Genomic DNA, 24,718 nt, shown 5'->3' with positions numbered 1-24,718 from the left:
GTCTCTGTGAATTATCCACCTCTGACGTTATGTTTTCGCCGAGCCGCCTGACTATCGGTAAATCCCGTGCCCCGGGTACAGGAATCTTTATTCGCGGTTGCTTCTTCGGGTCTTCCAGCAGTTTTCCCGCACACCTATAGTGGTCACCATGGAATTTGACGCAGAGAGCTTCCGCCTTCTGGCGGACAGCTCATCTAATGGATGGCTGGTCCACGACGCGAAGTCGAAGAGCATCCTCTGGGCGAACCGGACAGCGTGCATGGAGTTCGGCTACTCGGTCGAGGAACTGCGGTCACTGAAGGCGCATCACATGAGTTCACAGGATCCGCGCTACCGGCGGGCGATGGGCACGGCGTGGTTGCAGGCAGCAGTGGTTTACGGAAGCAACAAGAGGCTCTGGAAATACGCGAATCGTGACGGGGGCGAGTTCATGACGGACGCAGTCGCCACCTTGGTCACCCTCTCCGGAGCCGGGGAGACGGGCAAGGAGCCTGCAGAGTCAGGGGAGTCTGTGGATGTCATCCTCGTGGAGTTCCGTGTGATACGCGAGGCGGAGGTGGTACCGGATTCCAGCAAATGGGTGGAAGACTCCCTTGATCGGCTGATGCTTCACACGTCATCCGGGATGATGCTGCTCGACCGGGACTACCGGGTGGAGGACGTGTCGCCTTTCGCTGCGAAGCTCGTGGGGTCATCGGTGGAGGAGATGCTCGGAAAGCGGCTTGATGAACTTGCCGACATCGATACCCCGTTGGACGATATGTTCATTGTCGCGGAAATGAGCAAGCCCGACGGAGCTGTGACGATCCGTATGAGGGTCTCCAGCAACACCGGTGAAGTGCGCTGGTTGGCAGGAATCCTCGACAACGTCGTCCTTGACGGCAGCTGCATCCGCGTGCTGACTGTCAGGGACATCTCCAGCAAGGTCGAGTGGGAGCGGCGCAATGCGTACCAGGAGAAGAACCTGCAGTACATGAGTCGTTACAACGCCATGGGGGATATGGCGATGATTCTCGCGCATGATCTCGGGCAACCGATCGCCGCAGCGACGAACTATCTTGACGGCGTTCGTCGCAGGCTGAGCCGGCACCACAGTGAGGTTCAGGACCTTGACTACGGGTTGGATCAGGCACGGTCCCAGTTGGGGCGGGTGTCCGACATCGTGTCGTCAGTAAAAAAGTATGTTCGGCGTATCGAGAACGTCAGTACGGTCGTCGATCTCAACGAGGTTGTGGAGGAAAGCCTCTATTTCGTGCGACTGCGTGCGGAGGACAAGGGTGTGGAAGTGATCGCTGACCTGTGCGGTGACCGACCGACCATGGTCGGTGAAAGCGTGTTGATCGGGCAGGTCATCATCAACATCTGTGTCAATGCCATTGACGAGGTCAGCTTGCCCACGACCGACGAGAAGTACATGGTCGTCTCCACGGAGGTCACCGGTGGCACGGCGTCCGTCGTCGTCCGCGACCGGGGGAGAGGAATGTCCCGGGAACCAGCGGACATGCTTGCCGCCGGCGCGTTCTCGTCGAAGACCGACGGTTCAGGTATCGGACTGGTGATCTGTGAACATATCGTCCAACGTCACGGAGGGAACATCACATACGAACCCAATGAGCCGTGTGGGACTGCCGTACGTATCAGTTTCCCGTTGAGTGAGGTGCACATCCAGGGGTAGGGGATTCCCCGAATGCACTAAAGATGAGTCACTGAGCTGTTGTCACTCGAGGTGTCGGGAACCACAGTAGAGGCCACATACACAGGCACAAGGAGACCAGAATGCCGGACAACAACGAGAGCTCGATCGCGTTCAACCACGTGACGCTGGGGCAGCGGGTCCTGTTCGGTTACGGACGGGCCCGGTCGAATCTTGCTGACGAGGTCGCCCGTTTGAATGCCTCAAGAATTATGGTGATCGCCGCGGAGCGTGAACGTCATCTTGCACAGGAAGTGGCGGGGGACCTGGATGTGTCGGTATGGCACACCGAGGTGACCATGCATGTGCCGGTGGAGACTGCCGAAGCGGCACGTGACGCTGCCCGGGATGCCGACGTAGACGTGCTCGTATGCGTCGGTGGCGGATCCACCACGGGTCTGGCCAAAGCCGTGGCGTTGACCGAGGGGCATCCTGTGATCGCGGTTCCAACCACCTATGCAGGCTCCGAGGCCACGAATGTGTGGGGGCTGACTGAGAGCAGTCGTAAGACAACCGGGGTATCCGACTCCGTACTCCCGGTGACCGTGATCTACGATGCGCAGCTCACGATGTCACTTCCCGTGGAGATGTCGGTGGCATCCGGCCTCAACGGCCTCGCCCATTGTGTGGATTCACTCTGGGCGCCGCGGGCCGATCCGATCAACGCCGCCATGGCGACCGAAGGAATCCGTGTTCTCGGTGAAGGGCTTCCAATGATCGTCGAGGATCCTGCATCAGTCGCAGGGAGGGACCGGATGCTCTACGGTGCCTACCTGTCGGCAGTCGCTTTCGCGTCCGCGGGTTCCGGCCTCCACCACAAGATCTGTCACGTGCTCGGGGGCACGTTCAACCTGCCTCATGCACAGACCCACGCCGTTGTCCTGCCGTATGTCCTGGCATTCAATGCCCCGCATGCCCCCACCGCAGACGCGAGGATCGCGCGTGCACTGGGAGCCGACGAAGCGACGGCGGGACTTGCTGCCCTGAGACAACGAGTCTCCGCTCCACGGAGGTTGTCCGACTACGGATTCAGGGCCTCGGACATACCTTCCGCAGTCGAGGTCATCCAGCAGCAGATTCCGGAGGGCAATCCGCGTCCGGTCACGGAAGCCGCACTGACCACACTGCTACGCGCTGCCATGGACGGCAGTGATCCCAAGACCTTGATGTAGAGGAGTGAACGCTATGACCACAAGTGAACGTCACCCGGGACACGCCCCCGGCGAGCGTCAGGCAGCGGTCGAGGAAGATCTCCTTGATCGTGTCCTTGATTCGTTCTCCGACTGTTCCGATCCACGGTTGCGCGAGCTCATGGAGGGAGCTGTCCGTCACCTTCACGCATTTATCCGGGAAGTCCGGTTGAGAGAGGAGGAGTGGAAGTACGCCATTGACTTCCTCACTGCTGTCGGACACATCACGGATGACACCCGACAGGAGTTCATTCTGCTCTCCGACACGCTCGGGGTCTCCATGCAGACGATCGCTGTCAACAACGAGGCATACCGGAACGCGACGGAAGCCACGGTGTTCGGCCCCTTCTTCGTCGACGATGCTCCCGAGGTCGCCCTCGGCGGTGACATCTCCGCTGGTGCCGTCGGTGAGCCGGCCTGGATCGAAGGGACGGTAACGGACACTGACGGTAGGCCGGTGCCAGGGGCCAGGATAGAGGTATGGGAATGCGATGAGGACGGCTTGTACGACGTACAGTACGGCGACGGTCGGACGGCAGGACGGGCCTGCCTCTACAGCGATGACGACGGTGGTTTCAGGTTTTGGGGGCTCACCCCGGTACCGTATCCGATCCCGCACGACGGGCCGGTGGGAAAAATGCTCAGCGCCGTCGGTCGGTCTCCGGTGCGCGCTGCACACCTCCATTTCATGGTGACGGCACCGGGGCTCCGTACCCTCGTGACCCATATCTTCGTCGAGGGGGATCCGCAGTTGGATATCGGTGATTCGGTATTCGGCGTGAAAGAAAGCCTGGTTAAGACCTTCCGCAGGCAGTCTCCGGGAACTCCTGCCCCCGACGGGCGGCAGCTGGACGACAGAGAGTGGACCCGTGCACGTTTCGATATTGTTCTCGCGCCAGAAGAAATCACGACGTGACGTGTAGGGTAGGGAGTCGAAAACAGGGGTGGGGAAACCTTTACCTGCATGAGGGATCTGCGTAGGAGAAGGTTGTGCTTTGATCCTCGTCGGGGAATTTACGACCGGAACTATATGGCGTATGAACTGCTGTTTTCGTTATGACTGAAAGTATTGACGGGAAATGTCACGTCGCTGTGTAGAGGTTTCCTTTCATTGACTGGGGCTGTGTCGTGCACCACAGTGGAAAATGTTCCACCTGCAATAGCACCACCACTGAGGAGAGGCCATGACTACGGGAACAGACAACCCCACCGCCCACGGATCCGGAAATGCCGCGACGGACAAGTTCAAGAAAAATCGGGTGAGTTCCGACACCTCCCGGGAACGGGCGAATGCGATCTACAAGGATCTTCTTGGCGCGATCGGGGACGTCGCACGCAAGCACGAGGTGACCTACGACGAATATGCGGTCGTCAAACAGTGGATGATTGACGTCGGAGAGTACGGGGAGTGGCCACTGTGGCTTGACGTCTTCATCGAGCACGAAATTGAGGAAATCAACTACAACCGCCACGGGTACACCGGGACCAAGGGGTCCATTGAAGGGCCGTACTATGTTCCGGATGCGCCCGAGCTGCCGTCACACTGTGAGATGCCGATGCGGGACAAGGACAAGGCAGCCACACCGCTGATCTTCCGGGGACAAGTCAGTGACATCGACGGCAATGGTCTGGCGGGCGCGCATCTCGAACTCTGGCATGCTGACGAGGACGGCTACTATTCCCAGTTCGCTCCCGGTATCCCTGAGTGGAATCTCCGCGGCACAATCGTCGCTGATGACGAAGGCAAGTACGAGATCAAGACGCTCCAGCCTGCTCCGTACATGATTCCTCATGATGGTCCGACCGGGTGGTTCGTCGAGTCCTATGGTGGTCATCCGTGGCGCCCGGCGCATCTGCACCTGCGGGTCACCCACCCCGGTTACCGGGAGATCACCACGCAACTGTACTTCAAGGGCGGAAAATGGATTGAGAACGATGTCGCTACCGCCGTGAAGCCGGAGCTTCTCCTGGATCCGGCTACCGAGGGCGACATGAATGTCGTCGACTACAGCTTCGCGCTGGACAAGGAGGACTGAGGACGTGGCGAAGCCGGGCTTGACCATCGAACGGGTCGAGACGCGCATTCTTGACGTGCCGTTGATCCGACCGCACGGGTTCGCCACCACAACCGCCACTGAGCAGTCGATCCTGTTGGTGAGTGTCACCACCAGGGACGGGGTGACCGGGTTCGGCGAAGGCGTCGTGCCCGGTGGACCGTGGTGGGGCGGTGAGTGTGTCGAGACGATGAAACCTCTCGTCGACGCGTTCATTGCACCGGTGATGATCGGCCGACGGGTGGACGAACTCGTCGGGATCTTGTCCGACATCGAGAAGGTCGTCGCCAATGCACGGTTCGCCAAAGCGGCCTGTGATGTTGCTATGCATGATGCGTGGGCGAGGTCCCTAGAGGTTCCGGTCCGAGACCTGCTTGGTGGTCAGTGCCGTGATTCCGTCGATGTCACCTGGGCACTCGGAGTGCTTCCGGTGGAAACCGCCGTTGCTGAGATCGAGGAGCGCATCGCCTCCCACGGGCACCGTAGTTTCAAACTGAAGATGGGGGCGGGGGACCCCGCGCGAGACATTGACCGATTGGTCTCCCTGGCTTCAGAGGTCGGTGACCGGGTGTCGCTGCGTATCGACGTCAACGCCCGGTGGGACCGGATCACAGCGCTGACACACCTGCCACGGCTAGCGGAGGCAGGTTACGATCTTTTCGAGCAGCCGACTCCTGCACATGATCTGGCGACGCTCCGAGAAATCACCCGACGTACCGGTGTGCCCGTGATGGCGGACGAATCGGTGTGCAGCCCAGCTGACGCCCTCGCCGTCGTCAGAGCAGAAGCGGCAGATGTCATCGCCGTGAAGACGACAAAGCTGGGCGGACTGCGGGAGTCGTTGAAGACTGCGGCTGTTGCGGAGTCCGCGGGCCTGGCTTGTCACGGTGCCACCAGTCTGGAAGGGCCTTTTGGTACAGCGGCGTCCCTGCAGTTTGCCTGCGCGGTGCCGGCGGTGAGCTGGGGTAGTGAACTCTTCGGCCCTATGTTGTTGCGGGAATCGTATACGACGACCGACCTGGTCTACGCAGACGGGAAGGTCAGCCTGCCGGACGGTCCCGGCCTCGGCCTTAAACCGGACTGGTCGGCCATCAACCGCTTCACCCGTGAATGAGAAACACCACCGACTACACCAAGGAGGCCGACCATGGCCATGTTTCTCGTCCGTATGGACGTGTCAATCCCGTATGACCTGGATCCTGATACCGCTGCAGAGACGATTGCGCGGGAGAAGGAGTATTCCCAGGACCTGCAGCGCCAGGGGGTGTGGCACAGCATCTGGAGGATCGCCGGCGAGTACTCGAACTACTCGGTGTTCGAGGTGTCAGATGCTGATGAACTGCACGACATTCTCTGGAACCTGCCGCTGTTCCGGTTCATGTCCTGCACCGTGACCGCATTGGCGCACCATCCGTCGGACATTATGCCTCGTGAGTCTGGAAGGGCGGACGAATGACCGCCGGTGCACCACAACCCCTTTTCCCGTTCTCGGCAGTTGTCGGCCAGGATGATCTCCGGCTCTCCCTGATCCTCACCGCGATCTCACCACGTATCGGCGGTGTGGTCGTCAGAGGTGAGAAGGGGACGGCGAAGACCACGACGGTCCGTGCGTTCGCGTCACTGCTGGGTGATGCTCCGTTGGTGAACCTTCCTGTCGGCGCCACAAAGGACAGGGTCGTCGGCTCTCTCGACATGGAGACGATTCTCACCACCGGTAGAGCGGAGTACCGGCCCGGACTCCTCGCACAGGCGCACGGTGGAGTTCTCTACGTCGATGAGGTTAACCTGCTGGCGGATCATCTCGTGGATGCGTTGTTGGATGCTGCTGCCTCGGGGAGGGTGACTGTAGAGCGTGACGGAATCTCGCACAGCTCGCCGGCGAGTTTCGTTCTGGTCGGCACAATGAATCCCGAGGAGGGGGAATTACGCCCTCAGTTGTTGGATCGGTTCGGCCTGGCTGTGGATGTCGCCGCATCGACGCAGCCGGAGACGCGGGTGGAGATTATTCGTCGTCGACTCGCGTTCGAAGACGACCCCCACATGATGATGGCGCAGTGGGAGGGGGAGGATCTGCGGATCGCAGACAGGATCAGCCGGGCCCGCCGTCTCATCGGTGAGGTAGTCCTGCCGGACGCCGTCTTGAACCACATTGCCTGGCTATGCTCCAGGATCGATGTCGACGGGATGCGCGCAGATCTTGTGATCACCCGCACCGCAATCGCGCATGCGGCATGGGAGGGCCGGCGACGGGTGCTCGACATCGACATCGATGTTGCCGCGCGGCTTGCTTTGCCGCATCGCCGCCGCCGGCAACCGTTCGAGGCTCCGGAGATGGAGGAACGGGAGGTCCGTGAGACCCTCGAAGAAGCGCGGCGATTCTTCGAAGAGAATGATGATGGAGGACCGGCGAGCGAATCCACCGATGAGGAAACCGGTGCCGAGGTACTGGTCGACAGTGACATCCCGTCCGATGACCAAGCGACGCAGGGTGCTTCACAGGCACGCCCGCAGCCGACCGGGAAGGCAGGTACCGCCGGCACCGGCGAACCCTTTCGATCCGCGGGTGTTCCGCCTGGACCGCACCGGACGTGAGGACGCCCCTACGGGTCGTCGCTCGCTGGCACATACGCCTCACGGTGCCGATATCCGTGCCACATCCGGCGGGCACGGGATAAACCTGCTGGGTACACTGATGGCCGCGGCTGAGCGGGGCGCCGCGGTGAAAGATGACCTGGTGGAACTCCATGCTGATGACCTGAGAGGGTCGTTGCGACGAGGACGGGAGTCCAACCTCATCGTGTTCGTCGTGGATACGTCCGGGTCGATGTCCGCTCGGTCACGGGTCCGCGCTGTCACTGGTGCGGTGACTTCTATGCTCACCGACGCGTACCAACGACGGGACAAGGTTGCAGTCATCGCCGTCAACGGTGCGCAGCCGACATTGGTGCTTCCCCCGACCGGTTCAGTGGACGTTGCACGACGTAGGTTGGACACTATGCCGGTAGGAGGCCGTACTCCACTGGCCGAAGGTTTGTTGATGGCCCTGGACCTTCTGGAGCAGGAACACCGTCGCGAACCGGGGCGTCGTGCCCTACTGGTGGTGATGACAGATGGCGAGGACACCTCCGATGCCGGAACATCGGGGGTCGTCACTGCGTGTCGACGTATTGTCCGTGCCGGGCTGTCGGGAAATCTCGTCGTCGACTGCGAAGGAAGAATGAAAGTGAGAAAGAAACTGGCGTATCCCTTGGCGGAACAGCTCGATGCGCCATGTGTCCGTCTGTCGGAGATGAACTCCGACAACCTGAGGTCGGAAGTCAGGTTATGAACGGTGGCTGGTGCCGGGGAAAGGCCTGTCAGTCAGCCGTTGTAAACCTTAGGCACGGCGACCGCCTTCAGACCTTCGGCGCCGAACTCCAACCCGTAGCCGGACTGTTTGATGCCACCGAAGGGGATCCGCGGGTCGGGTTTCGCATGTCCGTTGATCCAGACGGTGCCGGCGCGGACCCGGCGGGCAACCGCCAGTGCCCGGTCGCGGTCGGCGGACCACACGGACGCTCCCAGTCCCACCTCGAGCGAATTCGCGAGGTCGACTGCCTCGTCGATGTCCTCGACGCGGACGATCGGCAGTGCAGGACCGAACTGCTCTTCGGTGACTAACGGATTATCTGCGGATATGTCCGCGACGATGGTCGCCGGATAGAAGTTTCCGGGTCCGTCCACTGGATCACCGCCAGTCAGAATCCGTGCGCCGCTCTCCCGCGCAGCATCGACCAGTTCAGACACGATGTGATACTGCGCCGGGTTCTGCAGCGGCCCGAGGACATTGTTTTCGTCGGTACCGGGGCCCATCGGGACAGCCGCAGCAATGTCTGCCAGGGCCGTGCAGAGTTCATCGTAGACAGGAGCTGCAGCGTACACCCTTTTAACCGCCGCGCAGGTCTGCCCGGTGTTGATGAACGCTCCCCAGAAGAGATCCTCAGCGATCGCTTTCGGATCGCAGTCGTCCAGGATGATCGCCGGGTCATTGCCACCGAGTTCCAGAGTGAGTCGCTTGAGAGTGGATGAGCCGGCCGCGGCGATCGCACGACCGGTGGCGATGGATCCGGTGAACATGATCTTTCCGATGTCGGGATGCTCACTCAGTCGCGCGCCGACCTCACGGTCGCCTGAGACCACCTGCAGTACACCCTCCGGGAGCACCTCATTGATGACATGAACCAGCGACAGAACGCTGAGGGGAGTGTATTCCGACGGTTTGACCACGGCGGTGTTGCCCATGCGCAGCGCGGCCGCGAACTGCCATACGGTGATCATCAGCGGCCAGTTCCAGGGGCCGATCGCCCCGACGACACCGATTGGTTCATATGACATGGTGGCGCGGGCATCGTCGTCATCGACAAGGGTGTCCTGGGGGGTATCAAAACCGGCGGTTGCGCGCAGCCAGTCACTGCACATTCCGACCTCCATACGGGCATTCGGGCCGTTGAGTGGTTTTCCCGATTCCCGCGTAAGAAGCTGGGCGAGGTCCTCTGCTCGCCCGTCGACGGCTGCGGCCGCGGCTACGAGAAGCCTTGAACGCTCATCATGCCCCACGACATGCCATGCAGGCTGGGCTGCTTTCGCTGCAGCAACAGCCGCATCCAGGTCATCTGATGATTGCTGGGGGGCGTAGCCGATGATTCTTCCGGTGGCGGGGTCGGGGACTCCCCGACCTTCGGTGGCGCCGGCTCCGACGGCGTCCAGTAGGTCTGTGTACATGTCCACTCCTTCTCAAGTCAGTGCGAAATTGTTCGGGACGGCCACTGTGGCTTTTCGCCTAACCGCGTGGTGGAGTCCATTGTGCCGGGTGGTGAGACTAAGGAATTGCTTTATTGTGCAGGCTTTTTGTTCTGTAGTGTACGCCAGTCGTTTTAGGCTTAAAGGTGTCCGGAACGACGTACCTGGACGCAGACGCCCCGCAGCAGGAGGAAGAGATGACGACCGGCGTGGAGACGACACGATCACACGATTTCATGCAGTGGACGGAATTGATCAGCCGCAACTTCAGTGGTATCCGGGTGAGTAGTCCGTCCCCAGGATTTACTGCTCAAGCACGACATCTGCACCTGGGAGATGTCGAACTTTTCGACATGCTCACCGATGCCCATACCGTCGGCCACCCGAACATCACGGCGGTGGGGCCCGTTCATCCGCCGGGCGGAGAAGGGCGGGGGACCCCGATGTGCAAGCTCAGCCTCCAGTTGGAGGGGCGCTGCGTACTGTCGCAGGACGGACGTACCTGCGAACTACGTCCTGGGGATCTCGCTCTCTACACCGGTGACCGCGAGTACAACCTGGAGTTTCCGGAACGGCAGCGTAGTCTCGTGGTGTTCTTCCCCCGGTCCTACATCCAACTGAGAGACGATGAGATTGAGACTGTAACGGCAACACCGATCTCCCATGATGAAGGGCTGGGGAAAGTTGCTGTCCCGTTGTTCCGGCAGCTGGCGGGAAATCTCGATGAACTCCGTGGAGCACACGGCCAGTCTCTTATCCGTTCATCACTCGACGTTCTCGTTACGGTGCTTGCTGATCATGCACAACGTGGTGGGAGTGATGCGACGGGAGAGGCCGCGCCCTCCGTTGTTTTTCATCGTGCCGTGAACTTCATCGACGCCAACTTGGCCGATCCGGAGCTGTCGCCGGGTACTGTAGCGCGTGAACTCTATGTCTCAGTCCGGAGCCTGCACACTCACTTTGCCGAACAGCAGCTCACCGTTGCCTCCTATATCCGGTCCCGGAGGTTGAGCGCGATCCATTCCGATCTTGCCGACCCGCAATTGCGGGGTGAGACGGTCCAGGCGATCAGTGCCCGCCACGGCCTCTTCGACGCCTCACATGTCTCCAAGGCATTCCGCTCCGAGTACGGTGAGTCACCGCGCGCCTACCGCACGCGGTTGCACCGGTGACGCTCGATCCCGGTAAGCGCTCAGCTGAGTTCGCGTATAACACTGCGGGCCGTCGACACACCCATCTCCAGTGCTCCGTCGACGCATACACCCCGCCATCCGTTCGCCCAGTCGGATCCCGCGAAGTGGAGACGGGTGCCTGTGTCCCGGAAGTGGTGCCAACTGTCGGTGAACTGGCCCTTGCGAGGTGTCGCCCACGCTTGTCCGCTCCACCGGTCGGACACCCAGTCATGGCCAGTACATTCCGTGACTTCCAGTTCGGGGAGCCAGTGGTCGATGATCTGCTGGCCACAGGCGGGGTCATTGAGATCGAGCTTGTCATGGTACGCACCGAATCCGACGATGATGGTGGAGTCATCGGTGAAGACCTCGGACCGCAGCATGTTGATCGGCGCCGGTTGCGGGGCCATGCCCATGACGTTGTGATGACCTTTAACCTTGATCCAGATCTTAGCTCCTGTGGAGTTCCATTTCTCGTCGACGACCTTGCTCATCTTTTCGGGGAGTGGAGGATTGAACTTCACGGTTCCCAGGGCCCCTACCGGAACTGTCATGATGACTGCGTCACATGCGATCTTCTCTCCATTGGAGAGCGTGACTGTTGCGCCAGTTGTTGTGTGGGCGACGTCCGAGACTGGTGTTGATAGCCGAACCGGGGACCTCAGGTCGCCGGCGATCCCCTCGTAGAGGCCTTTCATTCCATTGTTTAGTTTGTATCCGAGAGTCTGAGCATCGACTGCAGCCATATTATGGTCACACAGGGCAGCCCACTGCTTGGCCATCAGCGACGAGCCTTCCCGCGGTTCTCCGATGAATCCACCGGACCAGTATGCGTCCGTCAGATCAATCTCTTCTTGGGAGAAATCTCCGTCAGAGAGCTCGTCGAAGACACTCTTCCAGTCAGCTTCAATGAATTTTTCTCGGAGGTCCGGGTCGTCTAGGGCGGAGAGTTGTTCGTAGGGGTTCGGGAAGAACTCCCGCGAACCCTCGTATATCCGGTTCATTGCTCGGACACGTTTCTGGTCGACTTCTTCTTCGGTCCCGGAGTGAATCTCGCCGGCGCTGATCCAGTAGGCGGTGTCCACGTGCGGGCTGGGATAGATTTCCTGACCGTAGCGGGTGATCTCTGACCAGATGTGCGGTTGGTGCCAGTGAACCCATGTGGCACCGAGCTCCAGCTTGGCGCCCATGCGTTCATCGGTCCATGCACGTCCGCCAATACGGTCGCGGGCTTCAACGACGTCGACCTCGATTCCTGCGAGCTGCAATTCACGAGCAGCAACCAGACCAGCGAATCCTGCTCCTACAACGACTACTTTCTTGTTCATGGAGTTCTCCTTGTTTATAAGCTTCTACGTACTTTTTCAGGGGTGAGAGGCTGAGACGGATCACCTCACCGCCGTCGCCGTCTCCAGCGGTTCCGGTCGTGTCTCCGGATGGTGTGGAAGGGCATCCATGTCGACGGTCTCATTGGGGAATCGCAGGGACCAGAGTGCACCCATGATCCCCGCGCCGATGATGATGCCGGGCATGATGAAGACCAATGCGCGGGGAGATTCCTCACCGATCATGATGTCGAAGTTGACGAGGATGAGGATCGCGACGATCAGCATCGATACAGCTGACACCGCTGGTGCGATGACCCGAGTGAATACGCTGAAACCGTGGTCATCTCGGCGGAACCAGACCAGTACTGCACATGAAGTGACGGCGAGCAGGAAGACGAGACCGAATGCCGCAGCTGTCGAGAACCACGTGAAAAGCGTGATGACCGGGAAGAGCTCTCCCAGCTCGGATCCACGACCGGCAACAGCGAAAACGACGACGATGATGACGCCGATTGCGGATTGTGTGACGGAGCCGGCGATCGGCGCCCCGTTTCGGCCCGGTGTCCCTAAACGTCGGGGGAGGACACCGGAACGTCCGAGGGCGAAGAAGTAGCGGGCAGCTGCATTGTGGAATGCAACCAGCGCGGCGAGGATACTCGTGACGAAGAGTAGGTGGACAATGTCGGAGAGCAGCGGGGAGAATTCAGCGAGCCATACAAATACCAGGTCGGGACCATACTCTCGCGACTCGTCGACAACCGATGAAGGACCGACTCCCATAGTGAGCGCCCAGGTTGATAATGCGTAGAAGAGAGCGATGATGCTGACCGCGATATAGGTCGCACGCGGAACTGTCCTGCTCGGTTCTTTCGATTCTTCCGAGTATATTGCTCCGGATTCGAAACCCATAAACGCCGCGATGGAGAATGCAAGTAGTACGCCCACTCCTGGTGTGAGGAACTGTTCGGGAAGGACGGAGTCGGCGCTGATCCCTTCCTCCGAGTTCAGTAGTGCAAGGCCCATGACTACCAGGACGACCACGAACTCGAGTGACACAAGCACCCCGAGCACCTTGGCAGAAAGATCGACGTTGCTAATACCCATGAGTGCGACGATGAGCCATCCGACGGCTCCTGCCACCCACCATGGGACACTGAATCCTGTCCAGGTGGCGAGTGCGGCCGACAATGAGAAGCCGAACAGTCCGTAGAGTCCTACCTGCAGCATGTTGTAGACGACCAGTGCCAGGAGCGCGGCAGCGATACCGTGGCGCGGACCGAGGCCTTCAGAGATGTAGGCGTAGAACGCCCCGGCGTTGTGCACCCTGGAGCTCATTGCGCAGTAACCGACCGCGAAAACGATAAGCGCGCCCCCGAGCACCAGGTAGCCCACGGGTAGTCCGAGCAGACCCGAGACCGCGAATGTGGTCGGCGCTCCGCCAGCGAGGACGGTGAGCGGTGCTGAGGCCGCGATGATCATGAATACGAGCGCTGCTGTACCCAGGCGCCCTTTCTTCAACGTGTTTTTGTCACTCATGTGATGCTCTCCGCTCTACGGGTCCATGGTTTCCTCAGTATGACCTGGGACACATGTGTGCTCTTTGTCTGTAGCGCGGGATTGTTGGCCGTAGGCGAATGGAGGCAAGGTGAGACCAGAGACGGGCTGGCTCCGTTCGTCAGAGTCGGGCAATGCGGGTCTCTCCGCAGACGCAGGCTATTCCCCGGTCTCACCCAGAGCGGCGGTTCCCAGGATCCGGCACACGTGCAGTGCCATGGCGATGTCAGCCCTGCTGCGTCCGCCGGACTCGCCGGCGCGCTCGCCCAGGAGTTCCAACGCCTGCTCCACCCGGTACTTGACCGTGTTCCGGTGGAGGTTCATCTCTGCTCCGGTGCGGGTGAAGCTGCTGTCATTGTCCAGGAAGCACAGGTACGTTTCACGCAGTCGCTCGGCGGTCTCCGTGACGCATGCCAGTCCGCCGAGTTCCTCAGAGATCCACGTTCTCACCCCGGACATGTTTTCGGTGAGGATGGCTGTGGCAGCCACTCCGGGGTCATCGTAGGACACCGGGGTAGCAGGAGTCCTGGTGGAGATCCGCGCAATTCTGCCTGCAGCGAGAGCCTGGCGGTGGGTCCGCCGGAAGCCGTCGACCCCTGTCCCGCTCCCTCCGAATGCGATTCGTGCACCGGGCAGACGTGCCAGGGTTTCCGACAGTGACGCCCGCAGATCGTTGTCGGTACCTACGCCGAACCACACCCGTGCCGAGCCACGGTCCACCGCAGTGAACATCACCGGGCCGTTGCACACCGGGTCGCGTGCGATCCGGTTCACCATCTGCATCAGGGACGGGGTGTAGTCCACGGCGGGATTCGCCCGGTCGACCCAGACCACGGCTCCACGGTGCCGTTGGTCGATCCGGTACCGGGTGGTGCGTTCGAAGGCACTGGGGTTGACGTCAACGCCGTCGAGAACATCCCTGACCATTGTGGCCGTGGCTGATGCGCTGTACTCGGTGAGTCGGCGGGTCTCCTGGTCGTGGACGGCGAGTACCTCGGCACTCATCCAGTCGATGTAGGTGTGCAGGAATCCGTCGATATGGTGAAGCACGTGCAGTTTCTCGTCCGGCGAGCACCCCAGGCGCTGGACCTCTGCGAAAGACTCCCGCCGCATCGCCTCGGACCCGAGATGATACGCACGGCGCAGCGCGTCCGCCGGGATCCCGTGTTCGGCCAGACGGTAGGCGTATTCGATGGCCGCGGTACTGGGGCGGGCATGGTCGACGGGAATATCGTTGACGAGCAGGTGCAGCCCCGTATCCAGGTTGCCTTCCACACTGGCATCCAGCAGTGGCCGCAGTTCCGCCAGGTCCAGAGGCCCCGAAGCGTCGAGAATCAGGCCTGTCATCGCGGCGCTGACCTCGGGGAACCGGGACCGGAGTCGATCGACGACCTGCTGGACGAGGCGGTCGGTGGTGGTCGTGCCGGTGGGTATGTCCGCGGTCATTCGGTTACCCCGAGTTCTGCGAGTGCGGAACGGGCGGCGTTGTAGCCGCACATGCCGTGGGCTCCGGCACCCGGGGGAGTGGCGGCCGAACACAGGTAGATTCCGGCTGTGCCCGTGCGGTAGGGGTCGAGGGCGATCCTGGGTCGGAACAGCAGTTGCCGCAGTGAATTGGCCCCGGTGATGATGTCACCGTCGATGTAGTTGGCGTTGTGCTCTTCGACGTCGCGGACGCTGTGCACGGACTGCCCGACGATCCGGTCACGGAACCCGGGGGCGAACCGTTCGATCTGTGCGATGATCGCCTCGGTGGCGTCACCGGTGTACCCGGCGGGGACGTGGGCGTAGGCGTCGACGGGCTGAATGCCGTCACGGGTTCTGACGGTGTCCGCCACCGACTGCTGTGCCACCAGGATGAATGGCCGGTGCGGCATGACCCCGCGGTGGACCTGTGCCTCCGCGGTGGCGATCTCCCCGAAGGTCCCCCGACGTGGACGGTGCCGGCGTGCCGGGAGTCCGTGTGCTGCCACGGCACGCCGCCGTCGACGGCGAAGTGGGTGACGAAGGCGCCGGGGCCGTGCCGGTAGCGGGTCAGTGCCCGGGCGACTGACGGGTGCAGCGCCTCCCCGGCGATCTGGGCCGCGGCACGGGGCGATGTGTCGAGCATGACCACCTCTGAATCGGAGAGCTCAGCCAACGACCGCACCTGCACACCGGTCTCGACCCGTCCTCCGAGTGATTCGAGCACGCTGACCATGGCACTGGAGATCGCCGCGGACCCGCCGACGGCGGCTGGCCAACCGAAGGTGTGCGCGGCAGTCCCCAGTGCCACCCCCACCGCAGAGGACGCGAGGGTGTGGAACGGTCGGAAGGCGTGGGCGGCTATGCCGGAGAACAGTGCGCGGGCTTCGGGTGTGCGCCACAGGCGCCCGAGGACGCTGGCGGGCAGTCCGGCGAAGGCCCCGAAATGCGCCAGTTTCAGCGGGTGGACCGGAAGGTGCAGCATCGGGCGGAGGAAATCGTCGGTGACTTCCGGGAAGTTCCGGGACAGCGGACCGAAGACCGCACGCCAGGTGGCGGCGTCGGCTCCGAGTTCACCGGCGGTGGTGTCGACGTCCTGCCGGACGGCGGCCCCGCGACCGTCGTCGAGCGGGTGGGAGTATTGCACGTTCGGCCATGTCCACCGCAGGCCGTGGGCGGCCAGGTCAACCGACCGTGAGAATGCGGTGTCCACGGCGAGGGGGTGGATCCCTGAGCAGTGGTCGTGGATCAGTCCAGGGACGGTGAGTTCGCCTGAGCGGGTGCCGCCGCCAGGGTGGTCGGCGGCTTCGAGGACGGTGACGTCGACGCCGGCGCGTGCGAGGGTGACTGCGGCGGCGAGTCCGTTGGGGCCGCTTCCGACGACAGTTGCCTTGGTCATGGTTGCAGCGTCTCATTTCCTGACCGGGTACGGGCTGTTTCCGTCTCCTGTTCTGCAGCGGGCACGTCGGCAGCAGGCCTGACACCGGGGAAGTCGTAGCCGGGCATCCGCCAGGTCACCGTGTGCGGAATCTGTCCGTTGGGTAGCCACGGTTGCTCGGAGGTGGAGTCGACGACCTTGTAGGTACCCCGTTCCACGATGCCGAAGGCAGCGTCCATGACCCGGTATTCGATGTAGTTGCGGTTGACGGGTTGTGACTCAGTGTAGACGACGACCATCTCGCCGGGAGCGTAGTTGCACCGCTTCTGGACTGCGTCGACCAGCTGGTCATCGTGAAGGTGTCCGTCCCCGAAGTTCCACCCGATCAGACCGGAGACCACGGTTTCACCTTCGCGGATGCGGTAGGTGTCCATGTCCACGTAGTTGTCGAGGATTGAGTAGATCGCCCGGCCTGAGCTGTGCATCGCACGGAAGGCGACGGCCTTCTGGGTGAAGACCTCCCCGATGTCCTCGCCGAAGTAGTCGTTGATCTGGCGCGAATGCTGTTCGCCGGACTTCACGATATCCTCCTCGAGCTTGTCCTCGGCGGCCTTGTCCTTCCAGGCCCAGGTGGACGTCGCCCAGTTACCGGAGTACTGGCGGTAGGAGACCAGGAACGAGATCCAGTCCGGGCGGAGATTTCCAAGGACGGGCCAGATCAGCACGCACGCCGCGACGACAATGCCGACCCACGGGGAGCTGAAGTCGGTGACCCCGTAGCCGGCACCGGCGTCATAACCCCAGAACAGGAACACCGCGGCGAACATGAAGAAGATGTTCCATTCCAGCGGGACGGCAAGGGGGATGGTGGAGATGATGTAGGCGTGGAAAGCCAGGATGCCGATCAGTGCGATCAGGGTTACCGTCCGGTTGGTGGAGAACAGGAGGACCAGGGGAGCGCCGATCTCCAGGACGGTGCCGGGGACGTGGGCGATCAGGTGGGTGAGTGTGGACGGACGCATGTCGTCCGGGTACTTCCGGTACATAGCACGCTTGAGCGCCTTACTGGGGATCCAGGGTGTGTTGGCTGTCATGGCGGAGACGGTGGGGGAGAAGTGGTGGCCCAGTTTGGAGAACCCGGCACCGACCCAGACGACGACAATGACGATCTTCGCGGCGAGAATCATGTCGGTGAAGGACGTCAGTACCGCGAAAGCGAGCAGGATCAGCGGGTACTGGTCGCACCGGGCGGCGAGGAAGACGATCTTGTCGCGGAGCCCCAGGACGCAGATCATCACCAGGTAGGTCAGCAGGGCCCAGGAGGGCAGGAGGCCCGCCTCGGCATTCGGGACCAGGTCGTGGCGCTCGCCGGGGTGGACGAGCAGGAACACCAGGTTGGCGATGATCAGCAGGTAGAGGGCGACGTCGAACCAGGAACGCGAGTCACCCGAGGTGAACGGGACCTTCCCCGGCCACGGCGGCAGCCGGAGCGTTTTCGGCCGGGCCCAGTACAGGCACCCACCGAAGGGGGGATTGATGTTGAACGACATCGGGCCGGATGACGCGGACAACCCGACGATCTCGAAGAGGATCGTCCAGACCATCAGTTTGAGGTAGACGACGGGCTCGTTCCACCAGGCGGCGAAATTGCTGAATCCGCCGAGATCGGGTGTGGTCAGCCCGACGATCAGGATGCCGAGTCCCACATAAGCGGCCATCTTGACGATGTAGAACATCAGGATGACTTTCGGGACACCGAAGCCGTATTCGCCCCAGTGGTGGCACATCACCTTCATCCGGTCGCGGAACGGCATGGTGCCGACGGCTGCTGGGTCTCCGGGAGGGAGGTCCGGTGTGAGTAGTCCCATGATGCTTCTCCTTGTTCGGTGGGGTTACTGGGGTGCCGGTGTTGCGCTGAACCGTGCACGCAGCGTGGGTTTGTCGATCTTCCCCACCGGGTTCTTGGGTAGTTCGTCGATGATCTGCAGGTCGACGGGGACCTTGAACCTGGTGAGATGACGGCGGCAGTGCTCGAGGAGGCCCTCGGCGGAGAGTGTGCTTCCGGTGGAGAGTGAGACCAGAGCGACCGGGACTTCCCCGTAGACCGGGTGTTCCCGGGCGACGACCGCCGCTTCGAGGACGCCGTCGAGACTCAGGAGAGTGTCCTCGATCTCCTTGGGGTAGATGTTCTCGCCCGCGCGGATGATCATGTCCTTGATGCGGTCAACCACGGTGAGGTAGCCGTCGTCGTCGAGGATTCCGACGTCGCCGGTGTGCAACCAGCCGTCCACGACAGTCTCAGCGGTGGCGTCCGGACGGTTGAGGTATCCCTGCATCACCGTAGGACCGCTGACCAGGATTTCCCCGGGCGACCCGGGGGGCAGATCGTCGCCCCCTCCGTCGACGATCCTGAGGTGCTGGCCCGGCATCGCCGGCCCGACCATCCCGAGCTTGCGGCGCCCTTCCACCGGGTTGCAGGAGGAGGCACAGGTGCCCTCCGTCAATCCGTAGCCCTCGACGACGGGGTGCCGAACTGGCTCTCGAACCGGTGCAGCAGATCGACGGACGCCGGGGCGGCACCGCACACGGCGAACTGTAGGGAGTCAGTCGCCGGACGGTCGTCCGGCGGTACCTCGGTGAGGTGAGCGAGGATCGTGGGCACACTCGAGAAGAACGTCGCGCCGACCTCGGCGACTCTGTCGAGGAAGGCCTGCGGGACGAACCGTCCGACCACGGTGACACGGGCGCCCACCCGCAACGGGGCGAGGACACTGAGCAGGATGGCGTTCACGTGGAACAACGGCAGGACCAGGAGGCAGTGGTCGTCGGGGCGCAGGGAGGCCCGGTCCACCATCTGCGCGGACATGGCGTCCAGTTGCGCGTGCCCCAGCATGACTCCCTTCGGCCGCCCCGTGGAGCCGCTGGTGTAGACGAGCAGTGCGAGATCGTCGCCGGCGAGGCCCACCGGTGCGCCGGGGTCAGTGTCCGGAGCGGGCTCCATCACCTCGTCGACCCCGACTGTGGTGACGGTGTCGGCGAAACGTTCCGGCTCGGCGCAGACGAGGAGTGATGCCCCCGAATCCTCCAGCTGGTGACGGGCCTCGGAATCGGTGAAGGCGGGGTTGACCGGCGTCATTGCTGCGCCGACGTACCAGGCGCCCGTCATGGCGACGATCAGCTCCACACGGTTGGGGAGCATGACGGCGACGACGTCAGATCGTCCGATGCCGCGGGCAGTCAGCCGTGCGGCGAAGGTGCGCGCATGATCCGCCAGGTCCCCGACCGTGAGTGAGAGACGTTCGTCGGCGACAGCGGGCCGGAGCCGTGCGTCATCTCCGCTGGCCCAGGGTAGATACGTGAACACTGGTTCCTCCTTCGTTTTCATGTGCTAATCACAGTAGGGTGGCTGTGACTGCAGTCACATGTCTCCTCGGGACGAAGTTCTGCGGAGAAGTTGTGCACCGTGAACAACCAAGGAAGGAACCCGAATGGTGGCGAACGAGAGATCGTGGTGGGGATGGGGAAACGTCGCGGACGCCGTCTCCGGCAACGAACGTGACGAGCTTCTGCAACGCGTCAGTCTCCTGTTGCCGGACGCTGACCTGACCGAACACCACCCTCCGTCACCTACGGAACTCGGCGTCCCCGCACCACGCCTCGACGCTCCGACGCCGCTGCGTCACCTTGTGTCGGACGATGTCGTGGACAGGGTGGCGCATTCCCACGGCCAGGCCTTCCGGGATGTCGTGCGTATGTTGCACGGCGCGGTGGAGGACGTCCCCGACCTGGTCGTCCGACCTCGAACGGAGCAGGACGTGGTCGACGTCCTTCACTGGTGCGCCGGAAACGACATCGCACTGATCCCTTTCGGAGGCGGTAGCTCGGTCACCGGAGGAGTGGAGCCACGGGGTCTGCGGGAGGCGTACCGTGCCATCGTCTCCCTCGACATGACGTCCATGAACCGGATCCTGGAGGTGGATCCCGTCAGCAGGGCCGCGCGCATCCAGGCGGGTGCCTTCGGTCCTGCGATCGAGGACGGTTTGCGGCCTCATGGCCTGACCCTGCGCCATTTCCCGCAGTCGTTCGAGTTCTCCACTCTCGGTGGGTGGCTCGCCACACGCGCCGGGGGACACTTCGCCACGGTTTACACCCACATCGACGATCTCGTCGAGTCCATGCGGGTGATCACGCCTGTCGGCGCCGCGGAGTCCTGGCGTTTGCCGGGATCAGGTGCAGGTCCGTCGCAGGACAGGATGTTCCTCGGTTCGGAAGGGGCGTTCGGGGTGATCACGGAGGCCTGGGTGCGGTTGCAGGACCGTCCACGGTGGCGCACCGGGGCATCCGTCCATTTCGACGACTATTCTGCCGCCGTGAACGCCACCCGCCGGATCGCACAGGCGGGTCTCTACCCGGCGAACTGCCGTCTGCTCGACCCCGTCGAGGCTCTCCTCAATGCCGGGACGCCGACGTCCGGCGGCGTGCTCGTCCTCGGTTTCGAGTCCGCCGCGCGCCCGATGGACGAGGCTATGGCTGTGGCCCTGGAGATCTGCCGTGACCACGGTGGCACCGTGCCGGACGGCGTACGCAGCACCGACGCGACACAGCAGACAGACCGGGCGGGCGCGGCGGGGACGTGGCGGTCGTCGTTCATCCGCATGCCCTACCAGCGCGACGCTCTCGCGCGGTCCTCGATGATCGTCGAGACCTTCGAGACGTCCTGCACCTGGGACAAGGTGGAGGAACTGAGGGATGCCGTGACCGCCGCCGCGATGGCCGCCTTCGGGGATCTCGGCATCACCGGGGTGGTGAGCTGCCGTTTCACCCACGTCTACCCGGACGGGCCTGCTCCGTACTTCGGGATCTACGCCGGTGGGACGTGGGGGCGGACCGTGGAGCAGTGGGACCAGGTCAAGGCCGCGGTCTCGCAGGTTCTGCTCGAGCACCGGGCGACCATCACGCACCACCATTCGGTCGGACGCGACCACCGTCCGTGGTACGACCGGCAACGTTCCGAACCGTTCGGGAAAGCGCTGCAGGCGACCAAGTCGACGCTCGACCCGTCCGGTGTGTTGAATCCCTGTGTGCTGGTTGATCCGCTCAGTCGAAGAGGATGACCTGGCGGACAGCCCGCCCGTCGGCGAGTTCATCCATCGCTTCATTGATCTGGTCGAGACGGATGGTCCGGGAGATCAGCTTCTCCACCGGAAGTTTGCCGGAGCGCCACCAGTCCGCGAAGGTGGGGATGTCGCGCTGGGGCACCGCCGAGCCGAGGTAGCTGCCGATGATGGTGCGTGCCTCGCCGGTGACGACTGCCGTCGGGATCCCGGACTTTGCCTCGGGTGGGGGAGGCCGACGGTGACGGTGCGTCCGCCCGGCTTCGTCGCGGCGAAGGCGGTCTCGAAGGCCTTGGGGTGCCCGGCGCATTCCAGCGCATGGTCAGCCTTGATGCCCTGCTCCGCGACCTCGGCCGGGGTGTAGACCGATGTGGCACCGAGTTCCTTGGCGAGTTCCAGTTTCTCGGGCAGGGCGTCGACGGCGATGACGTCACCCTTGTCCTCAGCGACGGCGGAGATCAGGGCGGAGATGCCCACGCCACCCAGGCCGACGACCACGACGGACTCATTGTTCCCGCGTTGGACCGCGTTGAGCAGTGCACCTCCACCTGTCAAGACGGCGCACCCGAGGACCGCCGCGATCTCCGGGGGAACGTCATTGCCGATCTTCACCAGGGAGGCACGGTCGACGACGGCGTGGGTGGCGAACCCGGACACGCCCAGGTGGTGTTGGACGACCTCACCGTCACGGTGCAGGTGACGTGTGCCGTGCAGCAGAGTGCCTGCGGTGTTGGAGGCGGAGCCACGTTCACAGGGCAGACGTCCGTCTGTCCTGCAGCCGTCGCACTCCCCGCACCGGGGGAGGAAGGCCATGGTGACTCGTTCGCCCGGTTCCAGGTCATCGACCTTAGAACCGGTGTCGACGACGATTCCCGCGGCCTCGTGCCCGAGCAGCATGGGCACGGGCCGCGGCCGGTTGCCGTCAACGACGGAGAGGTCGGAATGACACAGTCCGGCAGCTTCGATTCTGACCAGGACCTCGGTGGGGCCGGGCGAATCGAGGTCGAGTTCGCTGATGGTGATCGGCCGGCTGTCCGTGTACGGACGTTGACGTCCGATGTCCTCGAGTACTGCTCCGGTGATTCTCATTCGTGCCGCCTTAGTGGTGGTGTGGTGGAATGTTTCCCTGATGAATCACACTAGAGTCCCGGTGCTTCGGCGGGAAGTCCGGGGTCTTAAACGTGTGGGGAGTGCTGGTGGTGGGGTAGCCAGCGGAATATCCACGGCGCGGCGAAGATCGCCGCAGCGAGCACCAGTGTGGCCGCGCCCAACCCCATCGTCCAGCCGGCGATGACCGCCATCGGTGCGATGATGGTCATACCGATTTCAAACGGGGCGAACCCGATGTAGGCGACGCCGTATTCGTTCATCGTCCCGGATTTCATCTTCGGATCCACGATCTTCAACAAGGCGATGCCGGTGGCCACCGCAGCGGTGGCCCAGCCCCATCCGAACAGGCCCCGTTCCACCCAGTGTTCGCCGAAGAAGCGCGGTGCAATGACACAGCAGAAGAACACGCAGTATGCGGTGCCGAGCACGAAGAGGATGACCAACGGGACCCAGTAGTCGGCGATCGCCGCCGGCGCGATCGAGGCGATGCCGAAGGCGATCAGGTAGTCCGTGGATGCACCGGAGATCGAGGAGACGGTGTCTTTGTCAAGGTAGGTGGGCTTGCGGACGGCACCGAGCAGCAGTTGGCCGATGATGCCGACGACGAATGACATCGCGAACAGCGGCACTGACACGTCGGGGAAGAGATGTGAGATCCCCTGGTTGATGTAGTGTGCTGCCATCACGGTGAGTACCAGCACACCGAGGTGCAGTGCCAACGGCTCGATTGACGAGGGGTTCGTCGTTGCTTTCCCGATGGAGGGGCGCTCACTGACCTTGTCGATGAAACCGGACCGGAGGTCCCACGGGAGCGCGGCCGGAAGTTCGGTTGTCTTCCCCTTGCGGATACCCCAGTTCGCGATGATGATGCCACCGACAATTGCGGCAAATGTCCCCACTGTCGCCGAGGTGAAGCCCAGCGAACTTGCTGCTGTCGCGCCGGCGGCTTCCAGCGACGAGCCTACCGCCGCCGCGGTCCCGAATCCTCCGACGAACCCGACGGGCAACATCATGCCGAACCAGTCCTCCGTCCCCCAGACCGGCTGGAAGAGGATGACTCCCAGGAGGATGAACACACCCCACTGCCCCAGGAACATCGCGGTCGAGAACGACCACATTGTCTTGGCTCCGCGACGTACCGACCGGTCGAAACGCATCGAGTAGGGCATCGCGGCGAAGACGAGCGCGATCAGCAACGTGGTGTAGTCGCCCATGGCGTCCGACAGTCCGATGAGACCGAGGACCTGTGGGCCGAACAGGAGGCCCAGCAGGCCGGCGATGATGGGACTGGGCAGCAGAAGTGACCGGAAGACCGGTACATGGCGGCGTAGCAGATTGCCTATGACCAGTAGCAGCGATATCCAACCGACATCTGTCAGCAGCGTGAACGGGGTGTACTCCACATGGCCTCCTGGAATGTTCGACTAGTCGTCCGACGTCAGAAAGCCTGCCCCCTGATAATGACGGGTGGCAGGCCGGAACTTGGTCATCCTAGCCGGACGGGGTTCCAGCGTTTTCAGCGCATCGTCCTGAGCGCAAGACCCAGTGCAAACTGCGTGTCTTCCTCGGCATCTGGTGGTGGGGGCGGCGCGTCGTACGGGGCTGTTCTAGATGATTGAGTTGGTGCTTGGGTTCATCCCCGCTGGCGCGGGGAGCAGCACCTCGAACTTCCTGACCCGGTTGAGCACGGTGGGCTCATCCCCGCTGGCGCGGGAAGCACCAGGGAACCACCCCGATCACCGTCGTCGGCAACGGCTCATCCCCGCTGGCGCGGGGAGCACCAGGGAACCACCCCGATCACCGTCGTCGGCAACGGCTCATCCCCGCTGGCGCGGGGAGCACACCGACGGCCCGAAGAAGGGCGAGACCCTGACCGGCTCAT

17 protein-coding genes and 3 pseudogenes are annotated in these 24,718 nt (G+C 62.7%); 10 read left to right on the top strand and 10 right to left on the bottom strand.

All coding sequences use genetic code 11. The features are described from left to right. The first annotated feature begins 148 nt into the window (after positions 1-148). The 8 genes from BJF89_RS14070 (at position 149) to BJF89_RS14035 (ending at position 8,265) form a co-directional block, all read left to right on the top strand. Positions 149-1,675, top strand: coding sequence for an ATP-binding protein (locus BJF89_RS14070; RefSeq protein ID WP_075815901.1), 1,527 nt, complete (start codon positions 149-151; stop codon positions 1,673-1,675). 101 nt (positions 1,676-1,776) lie between these two features. Then, on the top strand, positions 1,777-2,865 hold the full coding sequence (locus BJF89_RS14065; protein ID WP_075815736.1) for a maleylacetate reductase: 1,089 nt from the start codon (positions 1,777-1,779) through the stop codon (positions 2,863-2,865). Positions 2,866-2,878: 13 nt separating this feature from the next. Next, entirely contained in the window at positions 2,879-3,799 is a 921-nt protein-coding gene (locus BJF89_RS14060; protein WP_075815735.1) for a dioxygenase, read from the top strand. 268 nt (positions 3,800-4,067) lie between these two features. Next, entirely contained in the window at positions 4,068-4,919 is an 852-nt protein-coding gene (gene catA, locus BJF89_RS14055) for a catechol 1,2-dioxygenase (RefSeq protein WP_075815734.1), read from the top strand. Continuing rightward, positions 4,879-6,051, top strand: a complete 1,173-nt coding sequence (locus BJF89_RS14050) for a muconate/chloromuconate family cycloisomerase (protein WP_075815733.1) — start codon at positions 4,879-4,881, stop codon at positions 6,049-6,051. Before catA ends, BJF89_RS14050 begins: the two co-directional genes overlap by 41 nt. A 33-nt stretch (positions 6,052-6,084) precedes the next feature. Further along, a complete protein-coding gene (catC, locus tag BJF89_RS14045) occupies positions 6,085-6,393 on the top strand; it encodes a muconolactone Delta-isomerase (protein WP_075815732.1) in 309 nt (102 codons plus the stop codon). Next, entirely contained in the window at positions 6,390-7,529 is a 1,140-nt protein-coding gene (locus tag BJF89_RS14040; protein ID WP_075815731.1) for an ATP-binding protein, read from the top strand. Before catC ends, BJF89_RS14040 begins: the two co-directional genes overlap by 4 nt. Next, entirely contained in the window at positions 7,501-8,265 is a 765-nt protein-coding gene (locus BJF89_RS14035) for a VWA domain-containing protein (protein ID WP_075815730.1), read from the top strand. The genes BJF89_RS14040 and BJF89_RS14035 overlap by 29 nt, the downstream gene beginning before the upstream one ends. A gap of 32 nt (positions 8,266-8,297) precedes the next feature. On the opposite strand, the gene BJF89_RS14030 is transcribed toward BJF89_RS14035, so the two are convergent. Beyond that, positions 8,298-9,698, bottom strand: coding sequence for an aldehyde dehydrogenase family protein (locus BJF89_RS14030; protein WP_083650844.1), 1,401 nt, complete (start codon positions 9,696-9,698; stop codon positions 8,298-8,300). A gap of 164 nt (positions 9,699-9,862) precedes the next feature. Between BJF89_RS14030 and BJF89_RS14025 the strand changes: the two genes are divergently transcribed. After that, positions 9,863-10,888, top strand: a complete 1,026-nt coding sequence (locus BJF89_RS14025; RefSeq protein ID WP_255372670.1) for a helix-turn-helix domain-containing protein — start codon at positions 9,863-9,865, stop codon at positions 10,886-10,888. Positions 10,889-10,908: 20 nt separating this feature from the next. Here the strand turns inward: BJF89_RS14025 and BJF89_RS14020 are convergent, their stop codons facing one another. From BJF89_RS14020 to BJF89_RS13995, 7 genes and pseudogenes are all read right to left on the bottom strand, one after another. Then, a complete protein-coding gene (locus tag BJF89_RS14020) occupies positions 10,909-12,216 on the bottom strand; it encodes an NAD(P)/FAD-dependent oxidoreductase (protein WP_075815728.1) in 1,308 nt (435 codons plus the stop codon). Between the two features lie 60 nt (positions 12,217-12,276). After that, positions 12,277-13,752: an APC family permease gene (locus BJF89_RS14015; RefSeq protein ID WP_075815727.1), complete on the bottom strand. Its 1,476-nt coding sequence runs from the start codon at positions 13,750-13,752 to the stop codon at positions 12,277-12,279. Between the two features lie 177 nt (positions 13,753-13,929). Then, positions 13,930-15,216: a CdaR family transcriptional regulator gene (locus BJF89_RS14010; RefSeq protein ID WP_075815726.1), complete on the bottom strand. Its 1,287-nt coding sequence runs from the start codon at positions 15,214-15,216 to the stop codon at positions 13,930-13,932. Beyond that, positions 15,213-16,633: pseudogene (locus tag BJF89_RS14005) on the bottom strand (phytoene desaturase family protein). Before BJF89_RS14005 ends, BJF89_RS14010 begins: the two are co-directional and overlap by 4 nt. Beyond that, on the bottom strand, positions 16,630-18,480 hold the full coding sequence (locus BJF89_RS14000; RefSeq protein ID WP_075815725.1) for a DUF3556 domain-containing protein: 1,851 nt from the start codon (positions 18,478-18,480) through the stop codon (positions 16,630-16,632). The pseudogene BJF89_RS14005 and the gene BJF89_RS14000 overlap by 4 nt, the downstream one beginning before the upstream one ends. A 24-nt stretch (positions 18,481-18,504) precedes the next feature. Further along, a complete protein-coding gene (locus BJF89_RS19725; protein ID WP_255372687.1) occupies positions 18,505-18,822 on the bottom strand; it encodes a hypothetical protein in 318 nt (105 codons plus the stop codon). 171 nt (positions 18,823-18,993) lie between these two features. After that, positions 18,994-19,997: pseudogene (locus tag BJF89_RS13995) on the bottom strand (class I adenylate-forming enzyme family protein); the annotation flags it as partial. Positions 19,998-20,100: 103 nt separating this feature from the next. Here BJF89_RS13995 and BJF89_RS13990 point away from each other — a divergent pair. Then, positions 20,101-21,726 (top strand): FAD-binding oxidoreductase, encoded by a 1,626-nt coding sequence (locus BJF89_RS13990; RefSeq protein WP_075815724.1) that lies wholly within the window; start codon positions 20,101-20,103, stop codon positions 21,724-21,726. Here the strand turns inward: BJF89_RS13990 and BJF89_RS13985 are convergent. Next, positions 21,710-22,815 (bottom strand): annotated as a pseudogene (locus tag BJF89_RS13985) (alcohol dehydrogenase catalytic domain-containing protein). The gene BJF89_RS13990 and the pseudogene BJF89_RS13985 sit on opposite strands and share 17 nt — an antisense overlap. A gap of 86 nt (positions 22,816-22,901) precedes the next feature. Continuing rightward, positions 22,902-24,239, bottom strand: coding sequence for a sodium/glutamate symporter (locus BJF89_RS13980; RefSeq protein WP_075815723.1), 1,338 nt, complete (start codon positions 24,237-24,239; stop codon positions 22,902-22,904). Positions 24,240-24,718 lie beyond the last annotated feature (479 nt).

It is taken from the genome of Corynebacterium sp. CNJ-954 (assembly GCF_001942345.1).
Lineage (GTDB): Bacteria > Actinomycetota > Actinomycetes > Mycobacteriales > Mycobacteriaceae > Corynebacterium.
This window is presented reverse-complemented; position numbering and strand designations above follow the sequence as displayed.

Coding starts and splice junctions, on each gene's coding strand:
- BJF89_RS14070 (WP_075815901.1), top strand. CDS start 149: ATGGAATTTGACGCAGAGAGCTTCCGCCTTCTGGCGGACAGCTCATCT.
- BJF89_RS14065 (WP_075815736.1), top strand. CDS start 1,777: ATGCCGGACAACAACGAGAGCTCGATCGCGTTCAACCACGTGACGCTG.
- BJF89_RS14060 (WP_075815735.1), top strand. CDS start 2,879: ATGACCACAAGTGAACGTCACCCGGGACACGCCCCCGGCGAGCGTCAG.
- catA (WP_075815734.1), top strand. CDS start 4,068: ATGACTACGGGAACAGACAACCCCACCGCCCACGGATCCGGAAATGCC.
- BJF89_RS14050 (WP_075815733.1), top strand. CDS start 4,879: ATGTCGTCGACTACAGCTTCGCGCTGGACAAGGAGGACTGAGGACGTG.
- catC (WP_075815732.1), top strand. CDS start 6,085: ATGGCCATGTTTCTCGTCCGTATGGACGTGTCAATCCCGTATGACCTG.
- BJF89_RS14040 (WP_075815731.1), top strand. CDS start 6,390: ATGACCGCCGGTGCACCACAACCCCTTTTCCCGTTCTCGGCAGTTGTC.
- BJF89_RS14030 (WP_083650844.1), bottom strand. CDS start 9,698: ATGTACACAGACCTACTGGACGCCGTCGGAGCCGGCGCCACCGAAGGT.
- BJF89_RS14020 (WP_075815728.1), bottom strand. CDS start 12,216: ATGAACAAGAAAGTAGTCGTTGTAGGAGCAGGATTCGCTGGTCTGGTT.
- BJF89_RS14015 (WP_075815727.1), bottom strand. CDS start 13,752: ATGAGTGACAAAAACACGTTGAAGAAAGGGCGCCTGGGTACAGCAGCG.
- BJF89_RS14010 (WP_075815726.1), bottom strand. CDS start 15,216: ATGACCGCGGACATACCCACCGGCACGACCACCACCGACCGCCTCGTC.
- BJF89_RS14000 (WP_075815725.1), bottom strand. CDS start 18,480: ATGGGACTACTCACACCGGACCTCCCTCCCGGAGACCCAGCAGCCGTC.
- BJF89_RS19725 (WP_255372687.1), bottom strand. CDS start 18,822: ATGATCATCCGCGCGGGCGAGAACATCTACCCCAAGGAGATCGAGGAC.
- BJF89_RS13990 (WP_075815724.1), top strand. CDS start 20,101: ATGGTGGCGAACGAGAGATCGTGGTGGGGATGGGGAAACGTCGCGGAC.